Annotated in this window: 24 protein-coding genes and 2 pseudogenes; 7 read left to right on the top strand and 19 right to left on the bottom strand. The window is 55.2% G+C overall.

Translation table 11 applies throughout. The features are described from left to right. Positions 1-377 precede the first annotated feature (377 nt). Both KTT_RS24705 and KTT_RS24700 read right to left on the bottom strand, forming a co-directional pair. Positions 378-1,166, bottom strand: coding sequence for an alpha/beta fold hydrolase (locus tag KTT_RS24705; RefSeq protein WP_126599282.1), 789 nt, complete (start codon positions 1,164-1,166; stop codon positions 378-380). 18 nt (positions 1,167-1,184) lie between these two features. Continuing rightward, positions 1,185-2,390 carry a cytochrome P450 gene (locus KTT_RS24700; RefSeq protein ID WP_126599280.1) on the bottom strand — a complete coding sequence of 402 codons (1,206 nt, stop codon included), beginning with the start codon at positions 2,388-2,390 and terminating at the stop codon, positions 1,185-1,187. Positions 2,391-2,630: 240 nt separating this feature from the next. Here KTT_RS24700 and KTT_RS24695 point away from each other — a divergent pair, with 240 nt between their 5' ends. Further along, positions 2,631-2,948, top strand: coding sequence for a hypothetical protein (locus KTT_RS24695; RefSeq protein ID WP_126599278.1), 318 nt, complete (start codon positions 2,631-2,633; stop codon positions 2,946-2,948). A 283-nt stretch (positions 2,949-3,231) separates the two neighbouring features. Here the strand turns inward: KTT_RS24695 and KTT_RS24690 are convergent, their stop codons facing one another. The 11 genes from KTT_RS24690 to KTT_RS36275 all read right to left on the bottom strand — a co-directional run bounded on the left by KTT_RS24690 (position 3,232) and on the right by KTT_RS36275 (position 13,416). Continuing rightward, a complete protein-coding gene (locus tag KTT_RS24690) occupies positions 3,232-3,525 on the bottom strand; it encodes a hypothetical protein (RefSeq protein WP_174844798.1) in 294 nt (97 codons plus the stop codon). A 184-nt stretch (positions 3,526-3,709) separates the two neighbouring features. Next, positions 3,710-4,504 (bottom strand): alpha/beta fold hydrolase, encoded by a 795-nt coding sequence (locus tag KTT_RS24685; protein ID WP_126599276.1) that lies wholly within the window; start codon positions 4,502-4,504, stop codon positions 3,710-3,712. 188 nt (positions 4,505-4,692) lie between these two features. After that, positions 4,693-5,676, bottom strand: coding sequence for a hypothetical protein (locus KTT_RS24680; RefSeq protein WP_126599274.1), 984 nt, complete (start codon positions 5,674-5,676; stop codon positions 4,693-4,695). Between the two features lie 130 nt (positions 5,677-5,806). Beyond that, positions 5,807-6,409 carry a carboxymuconolactone decarboxylase family protein gene (locus KTT_RS24675; protein WP_126599272.1) on the bottom strand — a complete coding sequence of 201 codons (603 nt, stop codon included), beginning with the start codon at positions 6,407-6,409 and terminating at the stop codon, positions 5,807-5,809. A gap of 103 nt (positions 6,410-6,512) precedes the next feature. Further along, positions 6,513-7,082, bottom strand: coding sequence for a carboxymuconolactone decarboxylase family protein (locus KTT_RS24670; protein WP_126599270.1), 570 nt, complete (start codon positions 7,080-7,082; stop codon positions 6,513-6,515). Between the two features lie 351 nt (positions 7,083-7,433). Next, positions 7,434-8,303 (bottom strand): alpha/beta fold hydrolase, encoded by an 870-nt coding sequence (locus KTT_RS24665; protein WP_126599268.1) that lies wholly within the window; start codon positions 8,301-8,303, stop codon positions 7,434-7,436. A 38-nt stretch (positions 8,304-8,341) separates the two neighbouring features. Beyond that, positions 8,342-8,716 (bottom strand): type 1 glutamine amidotransferase family protein, encoded by a 375-nt coding sequence (locus KTT_RS24660; RefSeq protein WP_126599266.1) that lies wholly within the window; start codon positions 8,714-8,716, stop codon positions 8,342-8,344. 81 nt (positions 8,717-8,797) lie between these two features. Then, on the bottom strand, positions 8,798-8,986 hold the full coding sequence (locus KTT_RS24655; protein WP_126599264.1) for a hypothetical protein: 189 nt from the start codon (positions 8,984-8,986) through the stop codon (positions 8,798-8,800). Between the two features lie 170 nt (positions 8,987-9,156). Beyond that, positions 9,157-10,356, bottom strand: coding sequence for an alpha/beta fold hydrolase (locus KTT_RS24650; RefSeq protein WP_126599262.1), 1,200 nt, complete (start codon positions 10,354-10,356; stop codon positions 9,157-9,159). A gap of 94 nt (positions 10,357-10,450) precedes the next feature. Beyond that, entirely contained in the window at positions 10,451-13,138 is a 2,688-nt protein-coding gene (locus KTT_RS24645) for a winged helix-turn-helix domain-containing protein (RefSeq protein WP_126599260.1), read from the bottom strand. 113 nt (positions 13,139-13,251) lie between these two features. Further along, positions 13,252-13,416: a hypothetical protein gene (locus KTT_RS36275; RefSeq protein WP_160146110.1), complete on the bottom strand. Its 165-nt coding sequence runs from the start codon at positions 13,414-13,416 to the stop codon at positions 13,252-13,254. Positions 13,417-13,438: 22 nt separating this feature from the next. On the opposite strand from KTT_RS36275, the pseudogene KTT_RS24640 reads away from it, so the two are divergent. Continuing rightward, positions 13,439-13,786: pseudogene (locus tag KTT_RS24640) on the top strand (SDR family NAD(P)-dependent oxidoreductase); the annotation flags it as partial. A gap of 90 nt (positions 13,787-13,876) precedes the next feature. Here KTT_RS24640 and KTT_RS24635 read toward each other — a convergent pair. Further along, the gene (locus KTT_RS24635; RefSeq protein WP_126599259.1) at positions 13,877-14,722 is read right to left on the bottom strand and encodes an NAD-dependent epimerase/dehydratase family protein; all 846 of its coding nucleotides are present in this window, start codon (positions 14,720-14,722) and stop codon (positions 13,877-13,879) included. Between the two features lie 182 nt (positions 14,723-14,904). Here KTT_RS24635 and KTT_RS24630 point away from each other — a divergent pair, with 182 nt between their 5' ends. Beyond that, positions 14,905-15,738, top strand: a complete 834-nt coding sequence (locus KTT_RS24630) for a helix-turn-helix transcriptional regulator (RefSeq protein WP_126599257.1) — start codon at positions 14,905-14,907, stop codon at positions 15,736-15,738. Between the two features lie 56 nt (positions 15,739-15,794). Here the strand turns inward: KTT_RS24630 and KTT_RS24625 are convergent, their stop codons facing one another. Then, on the bottom strand, positions 15,795-16,694 hold the full coding sequence (locus KTT_RS24625) for a LysR family transcriptional regulator (protein WP_160146109.1): 900 nt from the start codon (positions 16,692-16,694) through the stop codon (positions 15,795-15,797). A gap of 178 nt (positions 16,695-16,872) precedes the next feature. On the opposite strand from KTT_RS24625, the gene KTT_RS24620 reads away from it, so the two are divergent. After that, complete coding sequence (locus tag KTT_RS24620) at positions 16,873-17,745, top strand: alpha/beta fold hydrolase (protein ID WP_126599253.1); 873 nt, start codon at positions 16,873-16,875, stop codon at positions 17,743-17,745. A 195-nt stretch (positions 17,746-17,940) separates the two neighbouring features. On the opposite strand, the gene KTT_RS24615 is transcribed toward KTT_RS24620, so the two are convergent. From KTT_RS24615 to KTT_RS24605, 3 genes are read right to left on the bottom strand one after another with little or no spacing between them, the layout of a single operon-like run. Beyond that, positions 17,941-18,123 carry a DUF4158 domain-containing protein gene (locus tag KTT_RS24615; RefSeq protein ID WP_126599251.1) on the bottom strand — a complete coding sequence of 61 codons (183 nt, stop codon included), beginning with the start codon at positions 18,121-18,123 and terminating at the stop codon, positions 17,941-17,943. A gap of 48 nt (positions 18,124-18,171) precedes the next feature. Then, entirely contained in the window at positions 18,172-19,392 is a 1,221-nt protein-coding gene (locus tag KTT_RS24610; RefSeq protein WP_126599249.1) for an MFS transporter, read from the bottom strand. Further along, positions 19,389-19,967, bottom strand: a complete 579-nt coding sequence (locus KTT_RS24605) for a winged helix-turn-helix domain-containing protein (protein ID WP_126599247.1) — start codon at positions 19,965-19,967, stop codon at positions 19,389-19,391. The genes KTT_RS24610 and KTT_RS24605 overlap by 4 nt, the downstream gene beginning before the upstream one ends. Positions 19,968-20,421: 454 nt before the next feature. Between KTT_RS24605 and KTT_RS37445 the strand changes: the two are divergent. Next, positions 20,422-20,568 (top strand): annotated as a pseudogene (locus KTT_RS37445) (winged helix-turn-helix transcriptional regulator); the annotation flags it as partial. 273 nt (positions 20,569-20,841) lie between these two features. Here the strand turns inward: KTT_RS37445 and KTT_RS24595 are convergent. Then, entirely contained in the window at positions 20,842-21,453 is a 612-nt protein-coding gene (locus KTT_RS24595; RefSeq protein WP_126599243.1) for a DUF899 domain-containing protein, read from the bottom strand. Between the two features lie 172 nt (positions 21,454-21,625). Between KTT_RS24595 and KTT_RS36270 the strand changes: the two genes are divergently transcribed. Both KTT_RS36270 and KTT_RS24590 read left to right on the top strand, forming a co-directional pair. Next, a complete protein-coding gene (locus KTT_RS36270; protein WP_160146108.1) occupies positions 21,626-21,793 on the top strand; it encodes a hypothetical protein in 168 nt (55 codons plus the stop codon). 318 nt (positions 21,794-22,111) lie between these two features. Then, positions 22,112-22,429: a hypothetical protein gene (locus KTT_RS24590; RefSeq protein ID WP_126599241.1), complete on the top strand. Its 318-nt coding sequence runs from the start codon at positions 22,112-22,114 to the stop codon at positions 22,427-22,429. Positions 22,430-22,508: the final 79 nt, after the last annotated feature.

Genomic DNA, 22,508 nt, shown 5'->3' with positions numbered 1-22,508 from the left:
GGGATTGTATGCCTGTGGACAGGGCAGCTCTGGCTTGGTAGCAATATCAAGTGAAACTTCCCTGGATGAAGCAGGAACTAGACAGCAAATGTGACTTGTCTGCATTTGTCTAAGTTCTAGACAACGGTTACACCACTGCCGCGAGTTGGCAACCAAAACACACAACGACCAGGGAGACAGATAGACAGACAACGACAATCTCCAGTTGTGGCAAGCGATCGCTCTTCACAATGCGCGCCAGGCTCCGGTGATGTATCTGCCACCTGGCCGTCACAGTCGGTGAGCATCCACCACGCGGGGAACACACGCTCGGTCCCCTGCTATCACTCCCTTTACAGCGTCGATCTCCAGCAGGAAAAGGATGAGCCGCTTTTAGCTTACAAACTACAAAGCTCATCCACAAAGTGCGTAATCAACTTCACGAGCTCTTGTGGTTGCTCTAACTGAGCATAATGAGAAGTTTTCTCAATAACCGTTAAGCGACTATTGGGAATCAGCGCCACGATCTTCTCGCGTAAGAAGTCCGGTGTCATAGGATTATCAGCCTCAGGCGCGATTACCAATGTTGGTGTCATAATACGCTTTACTTCATCCGCGAAATTCAGTTGTCGCCAGGAGTCAAAACTCTCCAGGCAAGCTTCCGGTTTGACGGTCATGCTTGAGTCAAGCAACATCGTAAACGTTTCTGCTGCCAGAGGATTCGCAATAAAGACCTTCCATAGAGCCTCGGTCTGACTACGATTGCCTGCCGCACTGCGGAAAAAAGCTTGAAAATCAGCAGGGAGTTCCAGTCCACTGGCGGGAACGGACGCAATCACAATCAATCCCGCCAGCAATTCGCAGTGGTCTGCGGCAAAGCGTTGGGCGATTGCTCCCCCCATCGAGTGACCTACCAGCACAAAATTCTTTAACTCAAGGCTTTGCACCAGGTTAAAGAGGTCTTCGCTATGCTGTTCAACCGTATAGGGGCCAGGAGCAGCATTCGATGCACCAGCACCACGTAAATCAACGATAATGAGCTGATATTTCCTGCTTAGCTCATCAGCCACTAAATTCCAAACAGCACTACTCACCTGCCAACCGTGAACCAGTACGAGCGTTTTCGTTCCCGAGCCCTTGAGGGTATAATGTAGCTGTATACTGTCATTGGTGGTTATGTATGCCATCGTTGCCAACCTTTCTTCTCATTTCACTTCAAATTGTACAGGTAAGGACCGTAAGCCGCGAAATCGGAAAACGTCACGCCATTGTGGCTCATCGATCAGCAATTGCATATTGTGCGTGCGCAGAAGCAGCGTAGAGAATGCAATATCGGCCTCCAGGCGTGCGGTTGCGGCACCAATACAATGATGTAAGCCGTAACCGAAGGTTAGATGTGCATTTTTCTTGCGCGTAATATCAAACATATTCGACGCTTCAAAAACATCAGGATCACGATTAGCTGCGCCAAATAGAAACACGAGCACCTGTCCCTTCTTGACAGATTGACCGAACAGATCAAAATCGCGTCGGGCCATACGGAAGGTATACTGCATAGGGCTCTCATAGCGCAGCGTTTCTTCAATAAAACCCACCACCAGCGAGGGTTGGCCACGCAAAAGTGCCAGTTGATCGGGATGGCGGAATAAACAGAGCATGCCATTGCCAATCAAATTACTGGTTGTTTCATGTCCCGCGAACAGAAAGAAGACGCACTGGGCATACAACTCATCCTCGCTTAGCACATCACCCTCTTCCTCAGCCGCCACCAGAAGAGAAATCAAATCCCGGCCCGCGTGTCTACGTCTCTCTGGCAGTAGCTCACGAAAATAAGTGGTCAGTTTCTCAAGAGCATCTTTGGCATGCCGCGCCGCCTCCACTGTCGATGAAGCGTTACCCAAAAACATGGCAAGTTCGTCCATCCAACGCACAAACAGCATGTGATCTTTGTCTGGTATACCCAACATGGCACAGACAACCCGCACTGGCAGTAAATAGGCGAAATCGCTCATCATGTCGAGCCGTCCCTCAACCATACCCTGAGCGAGTAGATTATCGACAATTTCCTGTACACGAGGCCGAAAACTATTGAGCACTTCGGAAGTGAAGCCCTTTTGCAAGAGGCGGCGAATACGCAAGTGCTTCGGAGGATCAATGAAGGCTAACCAACGGGCCAGGTATTCATCCAGGCTACGTAGTTCAGCATGATACTCAGGCGGAAACTGCGCAACCAGGCCACCGGCCTTCTCCGTGGTCAATCGCTCACTATCACGCAGGAGTTCAGTATTATCTTTGTAATGAGGCAGCACCCATGCCCCACCAAAGAAATCCGGCGACCAGACCACACGCCCATGTTTCAGCCATTCATAATACTGCGGGTAGGGGTTCGCAATGAAAGCACGGTCAAACATTTCTATTGCCTCTTCTACCTATCATGAGTTCATCTGGGATCTCATCAGTATATCATGCGTGTATAAGGTGTAGCAAAAGGAAGAGTATTCACTCAGGGCAAGTTAATTTTCGGTGAGAGAAGGAAAGTAGCAATCCAGTCAGACTCTCATTGCATGCTACAGATGATGTACACCCACCATAGATGCTCGACAGGGTCTGTCAAATATTTTACAGACTCCGGTTACACCGAAAGGACCATCATGATAACCGACGACACCTCCATCCTCACAACCTGGTATACCTTCGCCGCCAGCGCCCCTGGCTTTCTCGGCTCTGCCCTCCATCTCTATCGTCAGCGCACTGGCCTCTCGCTCGCTCAGCAACGCGCCCTGCTCGGCCTGCACGACGCCTCCACTGATGCCATCTGGACACGCCTGCAGGCTATGCCTTTGCCTCGCCCCGATCACGTCGACACCGATCTCCAGCACATCGTCGCCCACCTGCTCACGTCTTTCCCTGGTGCCACCATCCACACCGCTCAGTTGGCTGCCCTCCTGCGCACACCATTGGAGCCATAACAGCCTCCAACAACGAAAAACAGCGAGCAGGTCTGGCACGTTCACCAGACCTGCTCGCTGTTTTTCCACTCTCACGTAGTGTTCACAATTTCATCTCATCTATCGATCAAAGAATGACACAAGGAGGCTGGCACAGTCAATTCCATATGTATTTGGCCGGCTTTTTTCTTCGCTTTTTGAGCGCTCCTTCTCCTCCCTCCATCGGCCCCTGTCCTCTCCCCACGCGTTTTCCCTCCCTTTTCGCCCCTCCCTCTTTCTCCCCAGGCCACCACAAAAAAAGTGATCATGTATTTTTCGCGTTTACAATGCCAATCCAGAACCGATTTCCCTGCCGCGGCGCCGGCAGATAGCGCACAAAGACCTCCTGCAACCGCTTGCGGTCAATGCGCCCATCTTCAAAGGCTTCGTAGACACTCGACCAGCGCCGCTCAAAGCGAGGATATTGCGACAATTCGGACAACGAACGAGCCTGAGTTTGGGCGATCAGGGCATCCATGGTCGTAAAGAGCGCATCTTTGGCTCGCTCACAACAGTCATAGATCTCGTGACGAAAGCGCCTCAATGTGCTAAGGTTCATACAAGTAAAGCTCCGTCTTTGTTTTACTATCGAAACTTTACTTGATCAGGCCGCCCGCCGCAAGGTTGGGGGCCTTTTGTCTGCATTAGTTTAAACGTCAAATCCTGCAGTCGAATGTGAAACGACTGTGAGGGTGTGCTGCGTTCTATGATACAGCAGGGGTCCGATCGCCTGCTTTCGCCTACTATCCATCAGTGAGCAGCCGTTGACACCAGGCAATGACTACATTGGCAACCTGCTCCGGCTGTTCGGGAAAAAGCGCATGGCTGGCGTCGGTAACAATTTCGGTGGTCACCCGGTCGCCCAGTTGCTGGCGAAGTTCTCCCCAGTACGCGCGCGGCTTGAAGGGATCGGAATCCGGAATGATCTCCAGTATCGGGGCCGATCCAGCAGACCAGTACTCCGCCTGCGGTACTGTGCTGGCACAGTGTACCTCCATCTGCATGGTCTCGGGATACCAGCCCTGTAACCAGACAGCGGGGTCATGACCAGGCGCGAAGAACCCTTTCTTGAGCGCGGCAAGTCGCTCTTCGACCGGTGCATTAAGGTCGCACGCCTGGTGTGGCGTTTTGCTGATCTCGGGCGACACCGAACTACATTGCGCGGCCGCCATAATGATGCCCCGGACAAGGGAGGGATGATCCACCGCCAGCATACGCGCCACCCCCTGGCCGAACGCGTGACCCAGCACGATCGCCTGACCAGACCCAAGCGAACGAATCACCAGCGCGATATCGGCGGCAAGGTCGTGCACGGTCAATCCACTCATCGTGCCCTGTGAACCTCCGATGCCGCGCGGTTGCGGACGCAGAACGGTGAAGCCAGCCGCGCTCACCATCTGTGCGAAGGCATCGAAGTCCTCTCCACTTCCACGCCCATAGGATGGCAGCACAACCAGGGCGGGACCACTGCCGTCGACAAGAACTTCAAGCGTCACGTCGATTCCCCGGATACATTCGCTCCGTTTCTTTTGTATCATCTATTTCCTCCATTGAATCTAGTAGTCTGTCAGACTCCATTGAAAAGGTTGCACCCGCTACGCGGGCGAGAGGGGAGAAGAGCCAGGGCACAGCCCTGGAACCCAGTCAGGGGATTGCATCCCCTGCACCCCTGCCTGTCGCATCAACGTTGACAGGCAACTAGAGTCGTAGCACACTTCTCATGGCGTTACTGCTGCAGAACCTGCGGCACCTCTATACGCAGCACCTTTGCCGAACGGCGCACTCCGTCGGCCGGCGGCGAGACGGTGCCGCCATCGGTGGCGAAATAGGCGATGTGGCCAGTCTCACCGACCTGCCGACCCCACGCGCCGCTGGTGGGTCCCACCAGTTCTGTATTGAACGGCTCACCTGCAATGATGATGCGTGCGTCGTTTTTGGACGGCTCCAGCGAAACGCGGTCGAGAGTGTTTTCCCGGTGCGTGGTCAGATAGGCAACTCCGGCCTCTTCGTCGATCCAGAAGTCGTCCGCCATGCGTCCCACCGAAACATGCTCCGGCTCGCCGATCGCCTCCAGCGTCTCAGGGTTGACCCGCACGCGCATGAACAGCTTCTTGGCGGTCGCCGTGTAGTAGATATAGCCCAACTTCGCTGCGTAGCGGATGCCGTTGATGCCAGGCTGCTCAGGCTTCATCTGACCCCGATAGTATCCCATGCTCTCATGCTGCAACCAGACACGTGCGACTGGAGTTCCACCATCGCTGGGCAGATCGACTCTCCAGATCAGACCGGCGAACGAGTCCGCCAGCAGAATGACGTTGGGCGCGAGGAGGCAACTGCCATTGAGGCCACGCACGTTCTTAGGGAATTGCAACACCTGCTCCAGCTGCACCGCCATGCCGGGCGTCCAGCCGCGCAGATCCAGTCGCTCCAGAAACGCTTCGTCCGTGTTGTAAAACTTGCCCGTCGAAATGTAGAAGACGTCGGGCTCTGTCTCGACAATGCCGGTTGGGAGTGTGGCAAAGGTAGACAGTTTCAGGGGTTCAACCGGGATGGCCGTAGCGGGTGAAGGAATAAACCAGAGTTCACGGTGACTCGGAACGGTGACGAGCATCGAGTTGTCACTCCGTACGGCGATGTTCTCCAGCATGAATCCCTGGGGAAACTCGGCGATCGTGGTCAGCTTCACTTGTGGTATAGTGTCAGATACCATGATATTCTCCTTGAATATGGTTCCAAAGCCTGTGCACAGACTTTACTCTACTAGAAAGGTTGGAAGTGCCTCCGGTTGATGGGATCCTGGCTCTCATCTCAAGCCCGTGGCACGCTTATGAATACTTCGTTTAGAACTGTTCGGAAGGCGCAGGAATGTCAAAGGCGTTTAACAGCGCACAGGTGATGTGGTAGATCCCGACGAGATACGTGAGATCGACGACTCCTTGCTTGCCAAAAGCTTGCTCGGCAGCGCTGTACAGAGCCGCATTCACACGATGCTCAGCAGAAAGGTTCCGTGCGTACTGTTGAGCGATCTTCTCCTGCTCACTCAGATCATCCGGGAGCCCACCAGTCGTAAGCGTTCGGATGGCGTCCTCAGAAAGACCAGCCTGGCGTGCCGCTGCTGCATGAGCGTACAACTCGTAGTCCGACTCCCACACAGCCCCGACGGCAAGAATCACCACCTGGCGAACTCGCTCGCTGAGCGACGTATACTTCTCTTCAGCATCGTGTAAATCCAAAAAGGCCGTGCCAATGCCAGGGCTGTACAGCCCCGGGTTGAACGGACCAATCAGTCTTCCATCATCGGTCTTGCTCTGAAATTGAGCGCGGTCGGCCCATTGAATCATGGTCTTATTGAGGCGATCATATACCTCTTTTTGTGCCTCCGACATCGCCGTTGGATTGAGCAGGGGCAGACGACCGCCCATTCTTTCAGGTTGGTGAGACATCGTACCTTCTCCTCTCGCAGTGATCAAAACACGTGATCTTGAAATGTATGCATATTCTAGCAATCCTGCTAGCCACGCTAGCAGCCTGGGAAAAAAGGAGGCATCAACGCTCTAAACCAATGGCATTGGAGGGAACGTCGTACGCCCGCAGCGTCAGCGAGACGCTGGTAAAGTACCCGATGAGAACGGTTAAATCCGTCAGGCCCGCATCTCCTAGCAGGGAAACCGCACGTCGATAGAGGCCGGTGGGGACCACGCGTGGCGCGATCAGCGCGGACGTGATTTCATAGACGACCTGCTGCCGGGGGTCCTCAAACGACGTGGGCAGTCCAGCAATCAACGCCTCGACCTTCTCCGCTGGCAGACCACCGAGCTGTTCGGCGATCCATTCGTGTTCGTAGTTCGAGTACGCCGCTAACCACCGGGCATTTATCAGGTTCGTGGCAATCTCGATCTCCGCTTTAGAGAGCGATGAGCCCCCCTGGTAGTAGGCCCCCAGAGGCACCATGACATCGATCAGTTTCGGGTTTTGTAGCCAGATCTTGTACGGCCCGGGCACTTGCCCGCGTGCTTTCACGGTGAACTCATACGCCCTTTTTTGCTCAGGGGTCATCTCCTCCAGGGAGAGTTCCTTATAGCGACCAAACGTTCCGAAATCAGACGTTTCAGTCATCTGTCTGTTTCCTTTCTTGAAAAACCTCAAAGTCTGAGTGAAGCCACACAAGAGCCAGCCTTCCTGTTTCGGCAGGGTCGGCTGGAAGCGTGGAAGCACCACTCAGAACCCCTCGTTCTTTCGACGAGGGAGTCTTCAGATTACTGGTGAGGCAAAGCACCTAGATCTAAGATGAGTCAATTCACCTTTGATTGGATACTGTGCGGCATTACCTCGAATTGGAAGAACAGCATTTTGGAGAGATTGGAGGAGTTTTGCAGACACCTCCAGCCTCATTTCATCAAAACAGCTGCCTTTCGTGCAAGATAGATGCCGATGGTAGGTTATACCGGCTTCTAGAGAAGAGGCCTGCTACTCTTGTTCAGAGAAAAATGTATTGAGGCGTTGGAGCAGTTCTTCTGGTTGTTCCTCCGCAATATAATGGCCACACTCGGGGATGATGCCGCCGGAGACGTTTTCGGCGAGTTGAGCGAAACTATAGAAAGGCCAGCCTGCACCGCTATATTCGCCTCCCAGCGCTAAAACCGGGATGCGTAACTTTTCTTTGCTGTATGCTCTAAATTGCTGTGCATTGGTTGAGAACGAGCGATAATACTCAAATCCGGCTCGTAAGGCATCTCGACCAGAGTAGCAACGAACGTACTCAGCAATATCCTCTTGCGTGAAGGCAGCCGAATTTCTCGCGCGGGCGAAGAACCACTGCAGCAGGATGTGCTCACGTCCCTCGACAAGGGATTCCGCCAGGCTCCTGGGAGCCTGGAACAAGCCATAGTGCCAGACACTGTTTTTGGCGGCATACTCTTCGCGCCCAAAACCTTCGAGGGGAGCATCCAGAATCACGAGACGCTGCACGGCCTCCCGGTATCGTGCGGCATAGGCATAGGCGGCTGAGACGCCCAGGTCATGACTGATGAGGAAAATGTGCTCAAAACCCAGAGAGCGCACCAGCGAGAAAACGTCCTCAGCCAGCGTGGAGGCATCATAGCCGCTTTCCGTTCGTTCCGAATCGCCCATCCCACGTGAATCGGGCGCGATCACCGTATATTTCTCGGCGAGTGCAGGCATGATTTTTCTCCATGCGTACCAGGTCTGAGGCCAGCCGTGGAGCAGCAGCACCGGAAATCCTTGACCGCCAATCACATAATGCAAACGGACCCCATTGACCTGTGCTGTTTGATGGGTAAAAAGAGGCTCTAGCTGAGCTGGAAGTGGTGTCATCATTTTGTTCCTTTCTAGACTTTGAATTTCTGATGAAGATCTTATCCGAAAACCAACGCCGCGCTAGCGGCGTTGCGTAGCCAGTGGATGATCGCCGGTTCCCAGAGCCCGCTCCTGCTCTCCTCGCTGTTGAGCTGCAGACCAGGCACGATCATCAGATCGCCTGGCTGGACGGGTTCGAGCGGCTGGAGATGGGCAAAGACCAATCCTTGTGCACTGCACACCTCCTGTCGATGGGCACAGAAGATCAGCCTGTAGGGCATGCCCAGCCGCGCTGCGGCGTCAAAAACCTGTGCTGGTCCCGCCAGGTCCAGCAGGTTGATCTGCGGCAGCATCAGGAAAAGCACGCGCCGCTCCCGCGTCTCCAACTCGCCCGCTTGCTGGATAGTCGTCAGAAACGAGTCGAAGACCGGCATGGCTCTCATTCTCCTTTGCACTTGCGGATCTCTTTCCATGCTTGGATGGTTGGACCAGGATCAATCAACCACTTGTTGATACTATAGCCACCGGCGCAGGGAACACCAATGGTCGATCAAGCCAGGAAGCGGACGGATCTGGCCATTTTGTGTGAACATCTGCAGGAGTGACTGCTCAACGTACATCGGTTCATTCACATCATCCTGCAGGACGGCATTGATGTGGAAGAACAGTACATCTGGACGGAGGATGCAGTGCGCGTTATTCATCGATATTCTTTATCTTTGGACAAAACGCATGACCTCGGGAATCTGGCAGGAACACGAAAAGCTCTTTGTGCAATGTGCATAATGGTATGCAATTTTACCCCTACAGTGGCAAACTGGGACCCCGCAAGTGCTTCAGGCCTCGCCAGAGCATGTTGTCCGAAAGAGCGCGTCTAGCGTGTTTCCGCAAGCTCTGCATCGCGTTTCTGCAAAGCGTCAAGCCAGGTCAGAACTTCGCGGAGAGCCAGCCCGTAGTTGCCAACCTGACAGTGGTTCTGCGCCTGTTCATACTCAGTAAATGCGCGAGCAGTCAAGGAGCGAGCATTGGTCAACAGAGCGATCTGATCAACGAACTGATGAGTTGGAATGTAGTGGTCTTTGGTTCCATGGAGCAGCAGAACATCTTGCGTGACCAGTGGAGAAACCGAGGCGGTCTCATAGGCTTGAAGCGCCGCAAAGACGTCAAAGGGAGTCTGCTGGCCGAATGTGTGCATGGCTTGCTCCATCACCCATTCCAGGAGGAGGCTCTTTTTCTGGGCTTCCTGGACAAAGGAGTTGAGGGCGTCAGCGTTGCCACTGTTTAACCAATTTAGGATCTGCGCACGCACAGGCTCTAAAAACATGCGCAACTGAACGTCTAGAAAGCTGGTCATGATGCCGTAGGAGATGATGCGCTGAACGCGTTTTTCATAAGCAGCAGAACGCACAACCAGGCCCCCCCCCATGGAGAAACCCATCAACGTCACGTCAGAGAGCTGGTAATAATCCAGCACTGTTTTGACAACTGTATCCCAGGCGGGCGTAAAGGTGAGCCCGGCATCTTCCAGTGGCGTGCCCTGACCAGGACCCTCGAAGAGGACCACATCGTAGCCAGCCTGCTCAAAGGCAAAGCCGCCCAGGAACCACTCTTCGATGTAACTATCAAAGCCGCCGAAGACCACAATCGTTCCTTTTGGATGTGCGGGGGTAAAGCGATAGGCCGATAGCCAGCCATCTGCGAAGGGGATCTGGCTATGATTCTCGGGTGTCACTCCATAGTGGTCCCGTACAAGTTGGATAAAGCGCCGTCGAATTGGCTGTTTCCGCTCATCATGAACAGAAAGAAAGAACTCGGCCAGGCGAAGATAGGTAGCGCCTTTGAGCGTTTCACCCAGAGCCAGGTATTTTTCGCCCAGATTGATAAAGATGCGCTGGAACGTCGGGTAGTCGCTGACGCCAGCCGAGACGGCACGCATTTCGTCGAGCATAGCAGGATCACCGACCCAGCTATAGAAGCGGTTCAGTTGAAAGTTGACGCTTTCATCTGAATGCAAGTGATAGTAACCAATCGGAAATGAGATAGTAGTGCGAGTTGGTACTGTATAGGTAGTCATTGGAGTCTTGTATCCTTTCTCTGTGATCTATGCCAAGGATACAGCGAGATGCCGTATCAGCGCGGTATACCAAAGCAGTAGAAAGGGAGTAGATTTAGAGCAGACCGCGTTTGCGAGCCTGGGCGAGGGCCTGGGTTCGACTGCTTACGTTCAGCTTGCCAAGGATATTGCTCACATGCTTTTTGGCGGTGACCAGCGTGATCACCAGTTCCTCAGCAATCTGCTGATTCGAGAACCCGGCGGCGAGCAGATGCAGGACTCGCGTTTCTTGCGGCGTCAGGGTTTCCAGAAGATCAGAGGATGTCTGAGCGGGCATTGCAGCGGAAAGCAGGCGAGCCACAAAATCGTGGAGCGGCTGATCCTGGAGATCAGGCAGCAGCGCGGCGAGCAGGGGTACCAGTGCGTCGCCTTCATCAAGGAAGAGGCGGAGATTCTCCTCCGGCTGAGCACGGGTGAGCGCCTCACGCAGGCTGCCCTGGGCCAGATTAGAAGCGCCGAGTGCCTGGTGGGCCAGGGTGGTCAGGACGAGCGTTTCGAGCAAGACAGTGACATGCTCGTGTGCCTCCCCATCGGCCTGGAGGATTGAAAGCTGCGCCAGTGCCTCATCGGCGCGCCCTTCGGCGAGGCACAGGCGGGCGAGGAGCAACTGCTCCTCGCAGCGGCGGATATAGGGATAGTCTCCGTCAGATCCGGCCAGAAGCTGCGCGGCCCAGCGCTGGGTATGCGCGAGATTCCCCTGCTTGAGAGCTAGCCAGGCCTCAGCCAGATTTGCTTCACGTCTTTCCAGTGGCAGCTTCGCGTCTGTCACGTGCTGCTGGAGAAGCGTGCGAGCGGATACCGGTGAGCCGGGAGTCAAAGCAAGACGGAGTTGCAACAGGAAACCGGGCGTTAACGTAGGGAAGAAGACCATCGGACCCTGCTTCAAGGCGTTCTGCATGGTTGATCGAGCTTCGTCGATCTCATTACGAGCGTAGGCAATGGCGGCCAGACAGTAGAGGGCCATGCGGTCGTAGTGGTTGAGGCGCAGGCCAGAGGCCTGGACAAGTTGGAGTTGACTGAGATGCAGATATTCTTCCGCAAAGGCCTGGGATTGACGGAAATAACTGGCCGCCTGACCCAGTTCGCCACGCCGTAGATAGACCTCGCCCAGGTACACGGCTGCGTCTTGCATGGAAGGTAACCAGCGGGCTGCTGTGGAGAGGGTCAGAGCTTCCTGGGCCTGCTCGTATGCGGCCCGCAGATCACCGTGGAAGACACTGCCTAGAGCGGCACCCGCCAGCGCGCGATAGCGCCACTGACGATCGTGGGCGGGCAGCACATCCAGAGCCAGGCGTGCCTCTTCAATGCTTGTGGAAAAGTCGCCCTGGTTGGCAGAGACAATCATCCGCATGGTATGCACCTGCCCGACGCCATACACGTTGCCAGCAGCCCGAAAACCCTCCTCAGCCTGTTGGAGTGCGGCCAGGATGGTCACACTGAGACCGGGATCGCTCAGGCGGTGCAGAGAGGTCAGGATCAAGGAAAAGGCCCACCAGAAGCTCAGATCAGGATGGGCAAGCACTTCCTCCCGCGGCAGCCACTCCAGCCAGGTGAGCAGTGTGCGGTACTCATTGCGCCAATGCTGCGGGCTGATAAAGCGACGGATAAGCTGGGCCGCGGTGGGGTAATCTTGCGCGGTCAGTAGGTGGTTAATGGCCTCGTGAAGCTGTTCGTGCTCTGCGAGCCAGATGCCTGCGCGCTGGTGCAGCCCAGGAAGAGTCTCTGGTTCCTGCTCGCACAGAAGCGCAAGCAGCGCTTCGCGAAAAAGGGTGTGGAAGCGAAACCACTGGCGATCTTCATCAAGCGCAACCAGGAAGAGGTTTGAGCGTTCCGCTTGCTCAAGGAGCATCTGACTGTTCGGCTCACTCAGAACTGCCTGGCAGAGATCGGCCTGCAAGCGCTCCAGTATTGAGGCACGAAGGAGAAAATGCCTGACCTCCGGGGCTTGCTGCGCCAGGATCTCATCCTGCACATAGTCCAGGAGAAAGCGCTGCTTGCCACTCAAGGAGGGCAGCACGCTGGTCGGATCAGCTTGACCGCGCAAGGAAAGTGCTGCGAGTTGCATGCCGGCAATCCAGCCTTCGGTGCGCTCCAACAGGCGATTCAGCGTCTCCTCAGACAAGACCTGGCCAGCGACTCGCTGGACATAGTGAGCGGCTTCAACTGCGTTCAAGCGCAGTTCGGAAGTACGCAGTTCGCCAAGTAGACCGCGAAAGCGCCAGCGAGCCAGAGGCAGATCGGGATCAACACGACTGGCAAGCAACAAGTGAAAATGGGACGGGGCATGTTCAACCAGGAAAGTGATCACCTGCTGGATCAAAGGATTTTCCACGATATGGTAGTCATCCAGCACCAGCATGATATTTTGCTTCTCCTGTGCAATTTCGTTGATAAGCGTGGTGGCCAGTGACAGCAGCAGTGGGGGCTGTAGCGCGTTCAGCTGAGCTAGTAAAGATTCCCCCAGATATGGCCAACACACTCGCATGGCTGTCAGCAGCGAGAGCCAGAAGCGAGCAGGATCGTTATCCAGCGCATCAAGTTGGAGCCACGCTACAGGCGATTGCTGAAGCCGAGCCCAGCTTGCCAGCAGGGTCGTTTTTCCAAAGCCTGCCGTTGCCGAAAGGAGAACCAGCGGATACGGTCCCAATGCCAGCATATGGTCCAGGAGTCTGGTGCGGTCAAGATAGTGTGTGCGGACGGGCGGAACCAAACATTTGGTTATAGGAATAGTGAGGTCAGACACGAGGTTGAGCCTTTCAAACTCCTTTGCACTTGTGGATCTCTTTCCATATTTGTATGGTTGGACCTGGACCAATCAACCACTTGTTGATACTATAACCCACTGCGAAGTGAGCGTCAATGGTAGATTACGCCAGGAAGCGGACGGAACTGACCATTTTGTGTGAACATCTGCAGGAGTGACTGCTCAACGTACATCGGTTCATTCACGTCATCCTGCAGGACGGCATCGATGTGGAGGAACAGTACATCTGGACGGAGGATGCAGTGCGCGTTATTCATCGATATTCTTTCTCCAATTGAATGGGAACTGCAGTTCGTCACCAATTACCTTGGCCACTTCACCCTGAACCTCGGATTGCATGACGCCCTCGCCATTGGTGCCCGCGAACGGGGCGAGGCACGCATCGTCTCAGTCAGCTCCACGGCACATATGAGATCACCGGTCGTGTTAGACGACATCCATTTCGAACGGCACGAGTACGACCCACAGGCAGCCTACGCACAGTCCAAGACCGCCGACTCGTTATTCGCGGTCGAAGTTACACGCCACTGGGCCGCTGACGGTATCGTCGCCAACGCTGTCAACCCCGGCGGTGTCGCCACGGGGCTGCAAAGAGACTTCACACAGAAACAAAAAGATTACTTAAATCTCGTTGCGCACCCCGTGGGTCCTTCCCACGCGATGTGGAAACATCTTGTTGCCAGTGAGAGACAAGTCCGTCTCTCACTGGCAACGGCATTAAAGCACACCTGCATCTCTAGCAGCATAATACGAAGGATAGAAGGGGCGGAAACCCAGTTCATCTCGGATGCGAAGGATATCAACGATCCCTTCCCACGGATCGTTGAAGGGAGCTGCTGCGTCACTTGCACCTTCCGGCAGACCATTCAGGTGCCGCAACTCTGCGAGACTCATGGGTGCATCATCAGCAACATTGTAGATCTGGCCATCGATCCCAGAGGTGGCAACAGCACGCAGTAATGCCTGTGAGACATCGGCATGATGCACCATATGCAGCCGTTTTGCCGGATGCCACGATTGCGTGAGTGGCAGGAAGTCGGTCACATGCGGATCTCCTTCTCCATAGACAAAACCCAGACGCAGGATACGCACTCCCAACCCTCGCGTGCGATACAGTTCCTGTAGCGCCTGTTCAGCTGCGGCCTTGGTCTGCGGATAGGTGGATGCTGGCTGGAGGAGGTCATCTTCGCGCACAGGCCGACCACGACCCGGACCATAGACCAGGTTCGTGCTGGTGAAGACAAAACGCTCAACTCCTGCGGAAAGGGAGGCGTTCGCCAGAGCCAGAGCACCTTCCTCATTGGTCGTCCTGATTCGCTCCTGGTCAGTTCCCCGGAAGAAGGCTGCCAGATGAACTACGGTCTGGACTCCCGTAACAGCCGAAGCGAGGCTCTCTGGCTGGCTCAGATCTCCCACGATCACCTCAGCTCCCAGCTTGCGGAAAGCCTCAGCCTGCTCCGCTCGGCGAACGAGAAGACGCACGGTATGTTCGCGTTGCAACAGACGGGGTACGAAATGGCTCCCAACCTTACCAGTTGCACCAGTGACAAGAATGGTTTTCATGATCATTTGACTCCTTGTGGATGAAAACTTCTCTCTTACTGTCGAAAGAGAGGCATTGCCAGGTCTCTTCGCACGTTTCGCTTGACCTGGATACGACATGCTTAGTATGCTTGAGAGAGAATCAGATAACCAACCTCTCGTGATCGTATGATTGCGAGTAGTAGGATAAGGAGATGGAACAGATGGAAGAGACAGAACGAGAACGCCGACAAGCGCTCGCGGCCTTCTTGCGCACCCGCCGCGCCCGGCTCTCTCAAGCAGAGGTAGGATTACCAGCACGCAGCAGGCGCCGAACGCCAGGGCTGCGGCGCGAAGACGTGGCGGAATTGGCGAATATCGGGGTCTCCTGGTATACCTTGCTGGAGCAGGGACAGGAGGTTCATCCCTCAATGTCCGTTCTGGAAAGCATAGCGCAGGCGCTCAGGCTCACCCCTGCAGAGGAGCAGCATCTGTTCAGGCTTTCAGGTCACACCCTGCCAGCGAAAGCGCCAGCAGAGGAAGAAGAGGTTCCACTGGCATTACGACGCACGGTGGACGCGCTAACTCCTCATCCAGCCTTTGTGATCGGGCGGCGCTGGGACGTTCTCTTCTGGAATCGGGCGGCTGGCCTGCTCTTTCGCTTTGATGAGCCCTTTCCACCGCACTCGCTCAATGTGGTCTGGCGCTACTTGCAGTTGCAAGGACGCTCGCCCGATCTTGACTGGGAGGTGCAGATGCGCAATCTGGTGGCCCAATTTCGTGCCGATTACGCCCGCTATCCGGGCGATGCCTCGTTTGAAGAATTACTCCATGATTTGCAGGACATGAGCCCATTATTTCGGGAATGGTGGGAGCAACAGGATGTACGAGGGTTGCCCAATGGACCACGATCCATGATCCACCCGGCGCTCGGTCTCCTGGAATTTGACCATGTGACCTTTCAAGCCTCTTTTTCTTCCGATCTCCGTGTGAAAGTCTATGCCGCTTCCCCTGCAACCGCTTCAAAGCTAGAACAGGCGTTGTCTGCTACCTCTTGATGGGAGATCATAAGCCAAACCCGCGTCTCGTTGCACATCTCGTGGGTTGGTAGATATCAAGCCGCTGCTCCAGCGTCTGCGACGGCCTGTTTGAACAGGGAGCTGAACGCTTGTATTGCCTTGCTTTGTGGAAGCGGAACTTCTCTGGTGATGAGACCAAGAGGCAGATGCAGCTTCCAGTCTTTGATACGTCGGATAACCGTGCCGTCTGGAATATGGTATGTGGCGAGTTTCGGCATGATTGCGACGCCCATTCCTTGCTGGACGGCTTGCTTGATAATTTCGAGACTCCCGATCTCAATGCCAATTGCCAGTGGAAGTCCGCGTGCCATAAAGGCTTGCTCGATCGCCATGCGATAGGCACAGGGCGGATCCGTGAGGAGCAAGCATTCAGCACATAGATCGCTCAGCACGATCTCGTCTTGTTGCAGGAGAACATGGTTTTCGGGGAGGAGTAGGACAGGCGTTTCGGTCAGGATTGGTTCGAAGTTGAGTCCTCCGTTGGCGGGTGGTGGTGTTGAGATGCCGAGATCAATCTGATTGGCTAGGAGTTGTTCGTGCGTGCGGTTTGTGCTCAGGATCTCGATGGTGAGACGGATCCGGGGATAGCGCTCATGAAAGGTGCACATGACCTGCATAAGATAGAGGCGTGCTATTGGCTCGATCATGCCCACACGTAACGTGCCGCTCTCTCCTGCGGCGAGATCTGAGAGATCCTGCTGCATTTGCTCGACGTGATTGAGGACATGCTGAGCGTGGATGAGGAGTGTGTGTCCCGCGGCAGTCAGCTGAATTTTTCTCCGTTGGCGATCAAAGAGTTCGACTCCCAGCTCCGCTTCAAGTTGCTGAATGTGTAATGTGAGTGTTGATTGCGCGTATTGCAGTCGCTCGGCAGCCTGGACAAAACTCCCTGTCTCCGCAATCACCTTGAACGTCTGCAAATGCCGTAGATCCATAATCCTCCAACTATCAGTAAAAATGAATGTTTGCTTCGAATACTTTGTGTTGTTCGATATATCATACTCTGGTATGCTGATGGAGCGCAAGCACATGATCCGTGTGACGACGTATTGTAGGATACGTCTGTACAGAATCCTGTCTGCTCAAGAGGGATTCAGCAAGAGAAAGGACAAAATGACGACACCACTTCCGGCTCCATTAGAGCCTCTCTTTACGCATCAAACAGCACAGGTCAATGGGGTCCGTTTACATTATGTGATTGGCGGTCAAGGATCTCCGGTGCTGCTGCTCCACGGCTGGCCCCAGACCTGGTACGCATGGCGCAAAATCATGCCTGCACTCGCCGAGAAATATACGGTGATCGCGCCCGATTCGCGTGGGATAGGCGATTCGGAACGAACCGACAGCGGCTATGATGCCTCCACGCTGGCTGAGGACACCTTCTCGCTGGTGCGCTCTCTGGGTTTCCAACAGGTTTTCCTCGTCGGTCATGATCTGGGGGTCTTAACCGCCTATGCCTATGCCGCTCGGTACCGTGAGGCTGTGCAGCGCCTCGTGATCCTGGACAGTCCCGTTGAAGGCTTTGGAAGCGAAGATTTTGTCACCAAACTCAAAATCTGGCACTTCGGCCTGTTCCAGGCTCCCAGGAACCTGGCGGAATCTCTTGCCGAAGGACGCGAGCACATCCTGCTGCAGTGGTTCTTCTCCCGCGCAAGAAATTCGGCTGCCTTCACGCAAGAGGATATCGATGAGTACGTTCGTTGTTACTCTGGCCGAGATGCCTTACGAGCCGGATTTGAATATTATCGCTCGTTCTCATCCAATGCCCAACTCTTTAAAGAATACAGCAAAGAAAAGTTACGCATCCCAACCTTAGCGTTGGGAGGCGAATACAGCGGTGCTGGCTGGCCTTTCTATAGTCTCGCTCAACTCGCCGAAAACGTCTCCAGCGGCATCATCTCTCAGTGCGGCCATTATATTGCGGAGGAACAACCAGAAGAACTCCTACAACGACTCAACGCATTTTTCTCTGAACAAGAGCCGTAGGCCGCCAAAAGCAGGCACAGTATGTGCACATGTTGAGAATCAATGGTTCTCCGCCATCTTCCCGGGGCCTGTGAATTATTGCTGAGAAAACTTCTTGGGAAGGAGGAGAGCAAAAGCCTTGGGGGGTGAATTGTTTTTGCACGGCTAGCTCTTGAATGGTTTGACGGCCTTACTCTTCATAAGAGAAGAGTATCTTTATAGAGATGGGATATCTTTCATGACAAAGAGGAGATGGATTCCATAGTTATGGACATACATCTCCCATACCAATCGTTCGATACGGATCATGTTTGGGGCAAGAACGCCATTGGAGCGCAACCGTTCCAGAGCGGTTTCAATGAGCGGCAACGGGCGATCACTCTCCATCGCGTCAGGCAAGAAGTGCCCGTGCCTTGGGACTTGCCCCGGCTTCGCCGTTCCTGATCATCAATCAAGGGCGCGCAGCGAAGGGACAAACAATCCACCGAGCGCGCTCAGCGCCGTCAACAGGCCCGCGCCGAGGAAGAGGATCTGCACCCCCGCGCTGGCTGCGATGTAGCCCGAGAGCGATTGCGAGAGCGGCACAAAGCCGACGCTGGCCAGCATGAAGAAGCTCATCACCCGGCCCAGCAGCCCCTTGCTGACGTGCTCCTGAATAAGCGACAGGAAGACCACGAGCAAGATGCCGTTCAGGAAGGCAACCACAGCGAGGCAGAGCATGGCCAGCAGCAGGGGCGCGAAGGCTACCCCGATCATGATCGGACCCTCAATGAACTGGAGCAGGCAGAAGAAGCGTCCCCGCCGCTGACTGGGACTCCTGAAGAGCGGCACGAGGATGCCGCTGATCTCGCCGGCGGCAAAGCTCCAGATCAGCAGGCTATAGCCGCTGGCCCCGATGTGCAGTACGTCCCGTGCCAGCAGCGGCAGGCCAATGGTGATCGGCCCGATGGCCGCGATGGCGGTGCAGGCATCGATCAGTAGCAGCGAGAGCAACCACGGCGTGCGGCCAAGATAGGCAAAGCCCTGCAGCGCGTCCTGAAAGACAGACGACGTTTCGCCCCTTTCCATGCGCTCCAGCGGCTCCATCAGCCAGGTTACGAAGACCGCCACCGCGAATGAGAGCGAGTTGAGGGCGAAGGCCAGCGCCGGACTGCTGTGCGCCACGATCAGGCCCGCTGGTAGCGCGCCCAGGAAGTTGCCTACTTGATTCAGGATCTGCATCAGGGCGTTGCCGCCGCTCAGCGCTTCAGACGGTAGCAGGTGCGGGGTGATGCTGCGGGCCGCCGGATTAAAGATACCTGTGGCCAGGCTGTACACGATGAGCAGCAGGCCCAGCAGCCAGAGCGGCAATACCCCTATCAGCGCCAGCAGCGCGATCGCGCCTGACATCAGCAGGCGCGTCGCATCCGTCCAGAACATGACGGTGCGTGCATCGAGCCGGTCGGTAATCACACCTCCCGCCAGCGTGACCAGCGCCTGCGGTACGCTGATAGCCATCAGCATCAGCGCCAGGTCGAGCGGCGAGCCGTGGCGCTGCAGAACCAGCCAGATCAGGGCCACGCTCTGGAATGGCAGGCCCAGCGCCGAGATGGCCTGCCCGATCCATAGCAGGCGAAAGTTGCGATAGCGGAAGGGCTGAAATCCCTGTTTGATGCCCTGAAAGATCATGCTTCTCTCCCTTCCGCCGCCTCTTTGCCTGGTTCCGGCAAGGTATGCAGCAGATAGGCCAGCGCCACATAATGTTCGCGGCTCGCCCGCTCAGGGTCCTGCATCGCCTGGTATATCTCCTCACGGAGTGCATCCAGATGACCCTGAATGCGTTCCAGTCGCTCCGTCGAGACGCGGATAGGCTCGTAGGCAAATGAGAGCTGTGGCGGATGATCATCGAAGTGCCGGTTGGCCTGCATAAATTCCTGGCGTACCACCTCAAGCGTCTTCGCCGTTAGATCTTCCGCGTTCACGGCCGCCCCCGTCTGACTTCCCAGGCGAATGACGCGCGCCACCGCCCGGTAATACTTCTCGATTACGCCCCCCTTGGGCTGCTCCTCAACGATCTCGATCAGACCGGTCGTCAGCAGCTCGCGCACATGAAAGTACAGCCGTGGCGGCGACACCTCGAACCTCGTCGCCATCTGCTTATTGGTATAGGGCGCATCCGTCAATAGATTCACAATGCGCTGCCGCAGCGGGTGCGCCAAAGCCCGCACCTGCTCCGGCGTCTCAAGCACAAGTTCATCTCGCATCACTCCCCCTCTTCATTGATTAAACTTTTATTTAATTGATAAATATTATTTTAATCAATAGATCGGAGTTTGTCAATGCCAAACAAAAAGCGTGCATCCCCCGTAGGTTCGGCCCTCGTGGCCGATTTCCCCTCCACGTATGTCCACATTCATGTTTAAGGAACATTTGATCTTGCCCCGCTTTGAAAAAGTCCCTGAAGCTGAGATATACTAAGACAAGCTTGAGAAAGAAACTAACCATGGGCAAGGTTCAAAAAGTCTACACAAACGATTTTTTTGACAGGAGTATTCTTTTTATCGTAAAATGGAAATACGTAATATGTAACGTATTACATATGCGAACGATGTATTCATCATTCAGGACGCTTTTTTGCGCGGCCAGCACGCGCCGCTCTTCTTTTCTCCCTAAGGCAATCGGAAGACCAACGAGCCACCTTAACAAGGCTTTGTCACACGTACGGTCTACCCGACTGTGCCTCCGCGTGTCGAGTATGAGCTCACGTCGCTGACTCAAACGCTGCTTCCAACGCTCTGTGCGCTCATCGAGTGGGCCCAGACCCACGCTGCCGAGTTTCCTATGTTTGAGGACGAGGCCACATAAGCGGGTAGGGGAGCGAGCCCCTGTTGCTGGACAGATGAGGAAGTTCACTCCTGATGGAGCAAGTGACCCGCTCTTCCGCTCCTTGTGATGGTCATAATTGGGTGCCACCAGTCCATGACCATCACACGTGCCCAAAAGTCCGGGCTTCCGCTCCAACCCCACCCCAGGTCGCTACGCACGTGAAAAATTGAAAAATGGTTCGAGATGTCTCATCTCGGGTTCAGGTGAGCGAAGAACTGCGCGATATCAGGGATCATATTTCCAGGAGGCGGCTCACCCAAGTCGCTTTTCCCATTCCTCCTGCCGTCCAAGCGGGGTCAATTCGAGATAGTTGTACGAATTCAGCAGGATATCAACACCGCGCTGGAACGTCTGGTACGTGTGATAGATGGTATCTCCGTCGCGCTGGAAGACACTCAACGACGACACCTCGCCTTCATCGTTCGACACATTGAAATCGAAGTTAAAATCGCTACCATATGAGGAGAACCAGGGAACGGTCCAGCCCATCTGCTCCTTCCACGCCTCAAGTTTCGCAAGGGGTGCACGCGAGACGACGGCCACTGAGGTGTTCTTCTCATGAAGAGTAGGTATGTAGCACATCTCATTGACCAAGTTCGTGCAGCCCATGCAGCCCTTCTCCCAGTCGGGACCATACATGAAGTGGTAGAGGATCAACTGGGTGCGTCCCTCGAAGAGATCGAGCAGACTCACCTTACCGTTTGGCCCCTCAAAAACGTATCCCTTCTCGATCTTGACCATAGGCAGCTTGCGACGAGTTGCGGCGAGCTGGTCCTTTGCGTGGGTAAGTTCCTTCTCCTTCTTCAATAGCTCCTCACGGGCAGCAAGCCACTCCTCCCGAGAGACAACTGTTGGGTAACTCATAAAGTCCTCCATTCTTTTGACGACCGGATTGTTCTGCTTCGCTCCCATCAAGAGAGCACGTGTGATGTGCACGTAGATGTACTCTACAAGAAACCAACCAGAAAAACTTCTTGCATCTTGCTCTCTTGAGAAGGAAGCAACAGACACTCATTCCACCTGGAGGAGGGATACCATGGAAACGACGATGCCGCGCAGCGTCTTGCGCCACAGAATGATCAGTACCGACCGCACGCTACCCCGGGTCGCTCTTCATGCTTCAAAAGCACACCCAGAACCAACCCACATGGCCTCACCGATGCACAACTCGCCGCGCTCCTGCGGTGCTCGCTCGACACCCTGACGCATCTGCGCCTCTGCCGTCTCCCGGCCACCGATCAGGAACTGGCCCACATCGCGCACCGCTTCCACGTCGACCAGGCCGCTCTCTCTGCGCTCCTCTCCGACGCATCAGAGGATACGAACACACACTGAACACACAAGGGCTGCCGATCTTAGCATTATCTGATCGGCAGCCCTTGTTCTTCTCATCCTCACACGAATTTCCTGCCAATGTTCCACATTCATCCCTTTTCATGCGACACGTTCACGCGGCGGCTGTATAACTCAAGTGAAACCATTTGAAGACACCGCTTCAGGCGGTTACACCGAAAGGACCATCATGATAATCGACGACACCTCCATCCTCACAACCTGGTATACCTTCGCCGCCAGCGCCCCTGGCTTTCTCGGCTCTGCCATCCACCTCTATCGCCAGCGCACTGGCCTCCCATTAGCACACCAACGCGCCCTGCTCGGTCTGCACCACACCTCCACCGATACCCTCTGGACACGCCTGCAGGCCATGCCCCTGCCTCGCCCCGATCACGTCGACGCCGATCTCCTGCGCATCGTCGCCCATGTGCTCACGTCGTGCCCGAACGCCACCATCCACACCGCCCAACTGGCTACCTTCCTGCGCACACCATTGGAGCCATAACGGCCAGCATCTCCTCACGCACAGCAAGGCGAGCAGGCCCGGCACGTTCACCATGCCTGCTCGCTCACCTTGTTCCCCT

It is taken from the genome of Dictyobacter aurantiacus (assembly GCF_003967515.1).
GTDB lineage: Bacteria > Chloroflexota > Ktedonobacteria > Ktedonobacterales > Ktedonobacteraceae > Dictyobacter > Dictyobacter aurantiacus.
The sequence above is the reverse complement of the archived record's forward strand: the minus strand, read 5'-3'. Positions and strand labels throughout refer to the sequence as shown.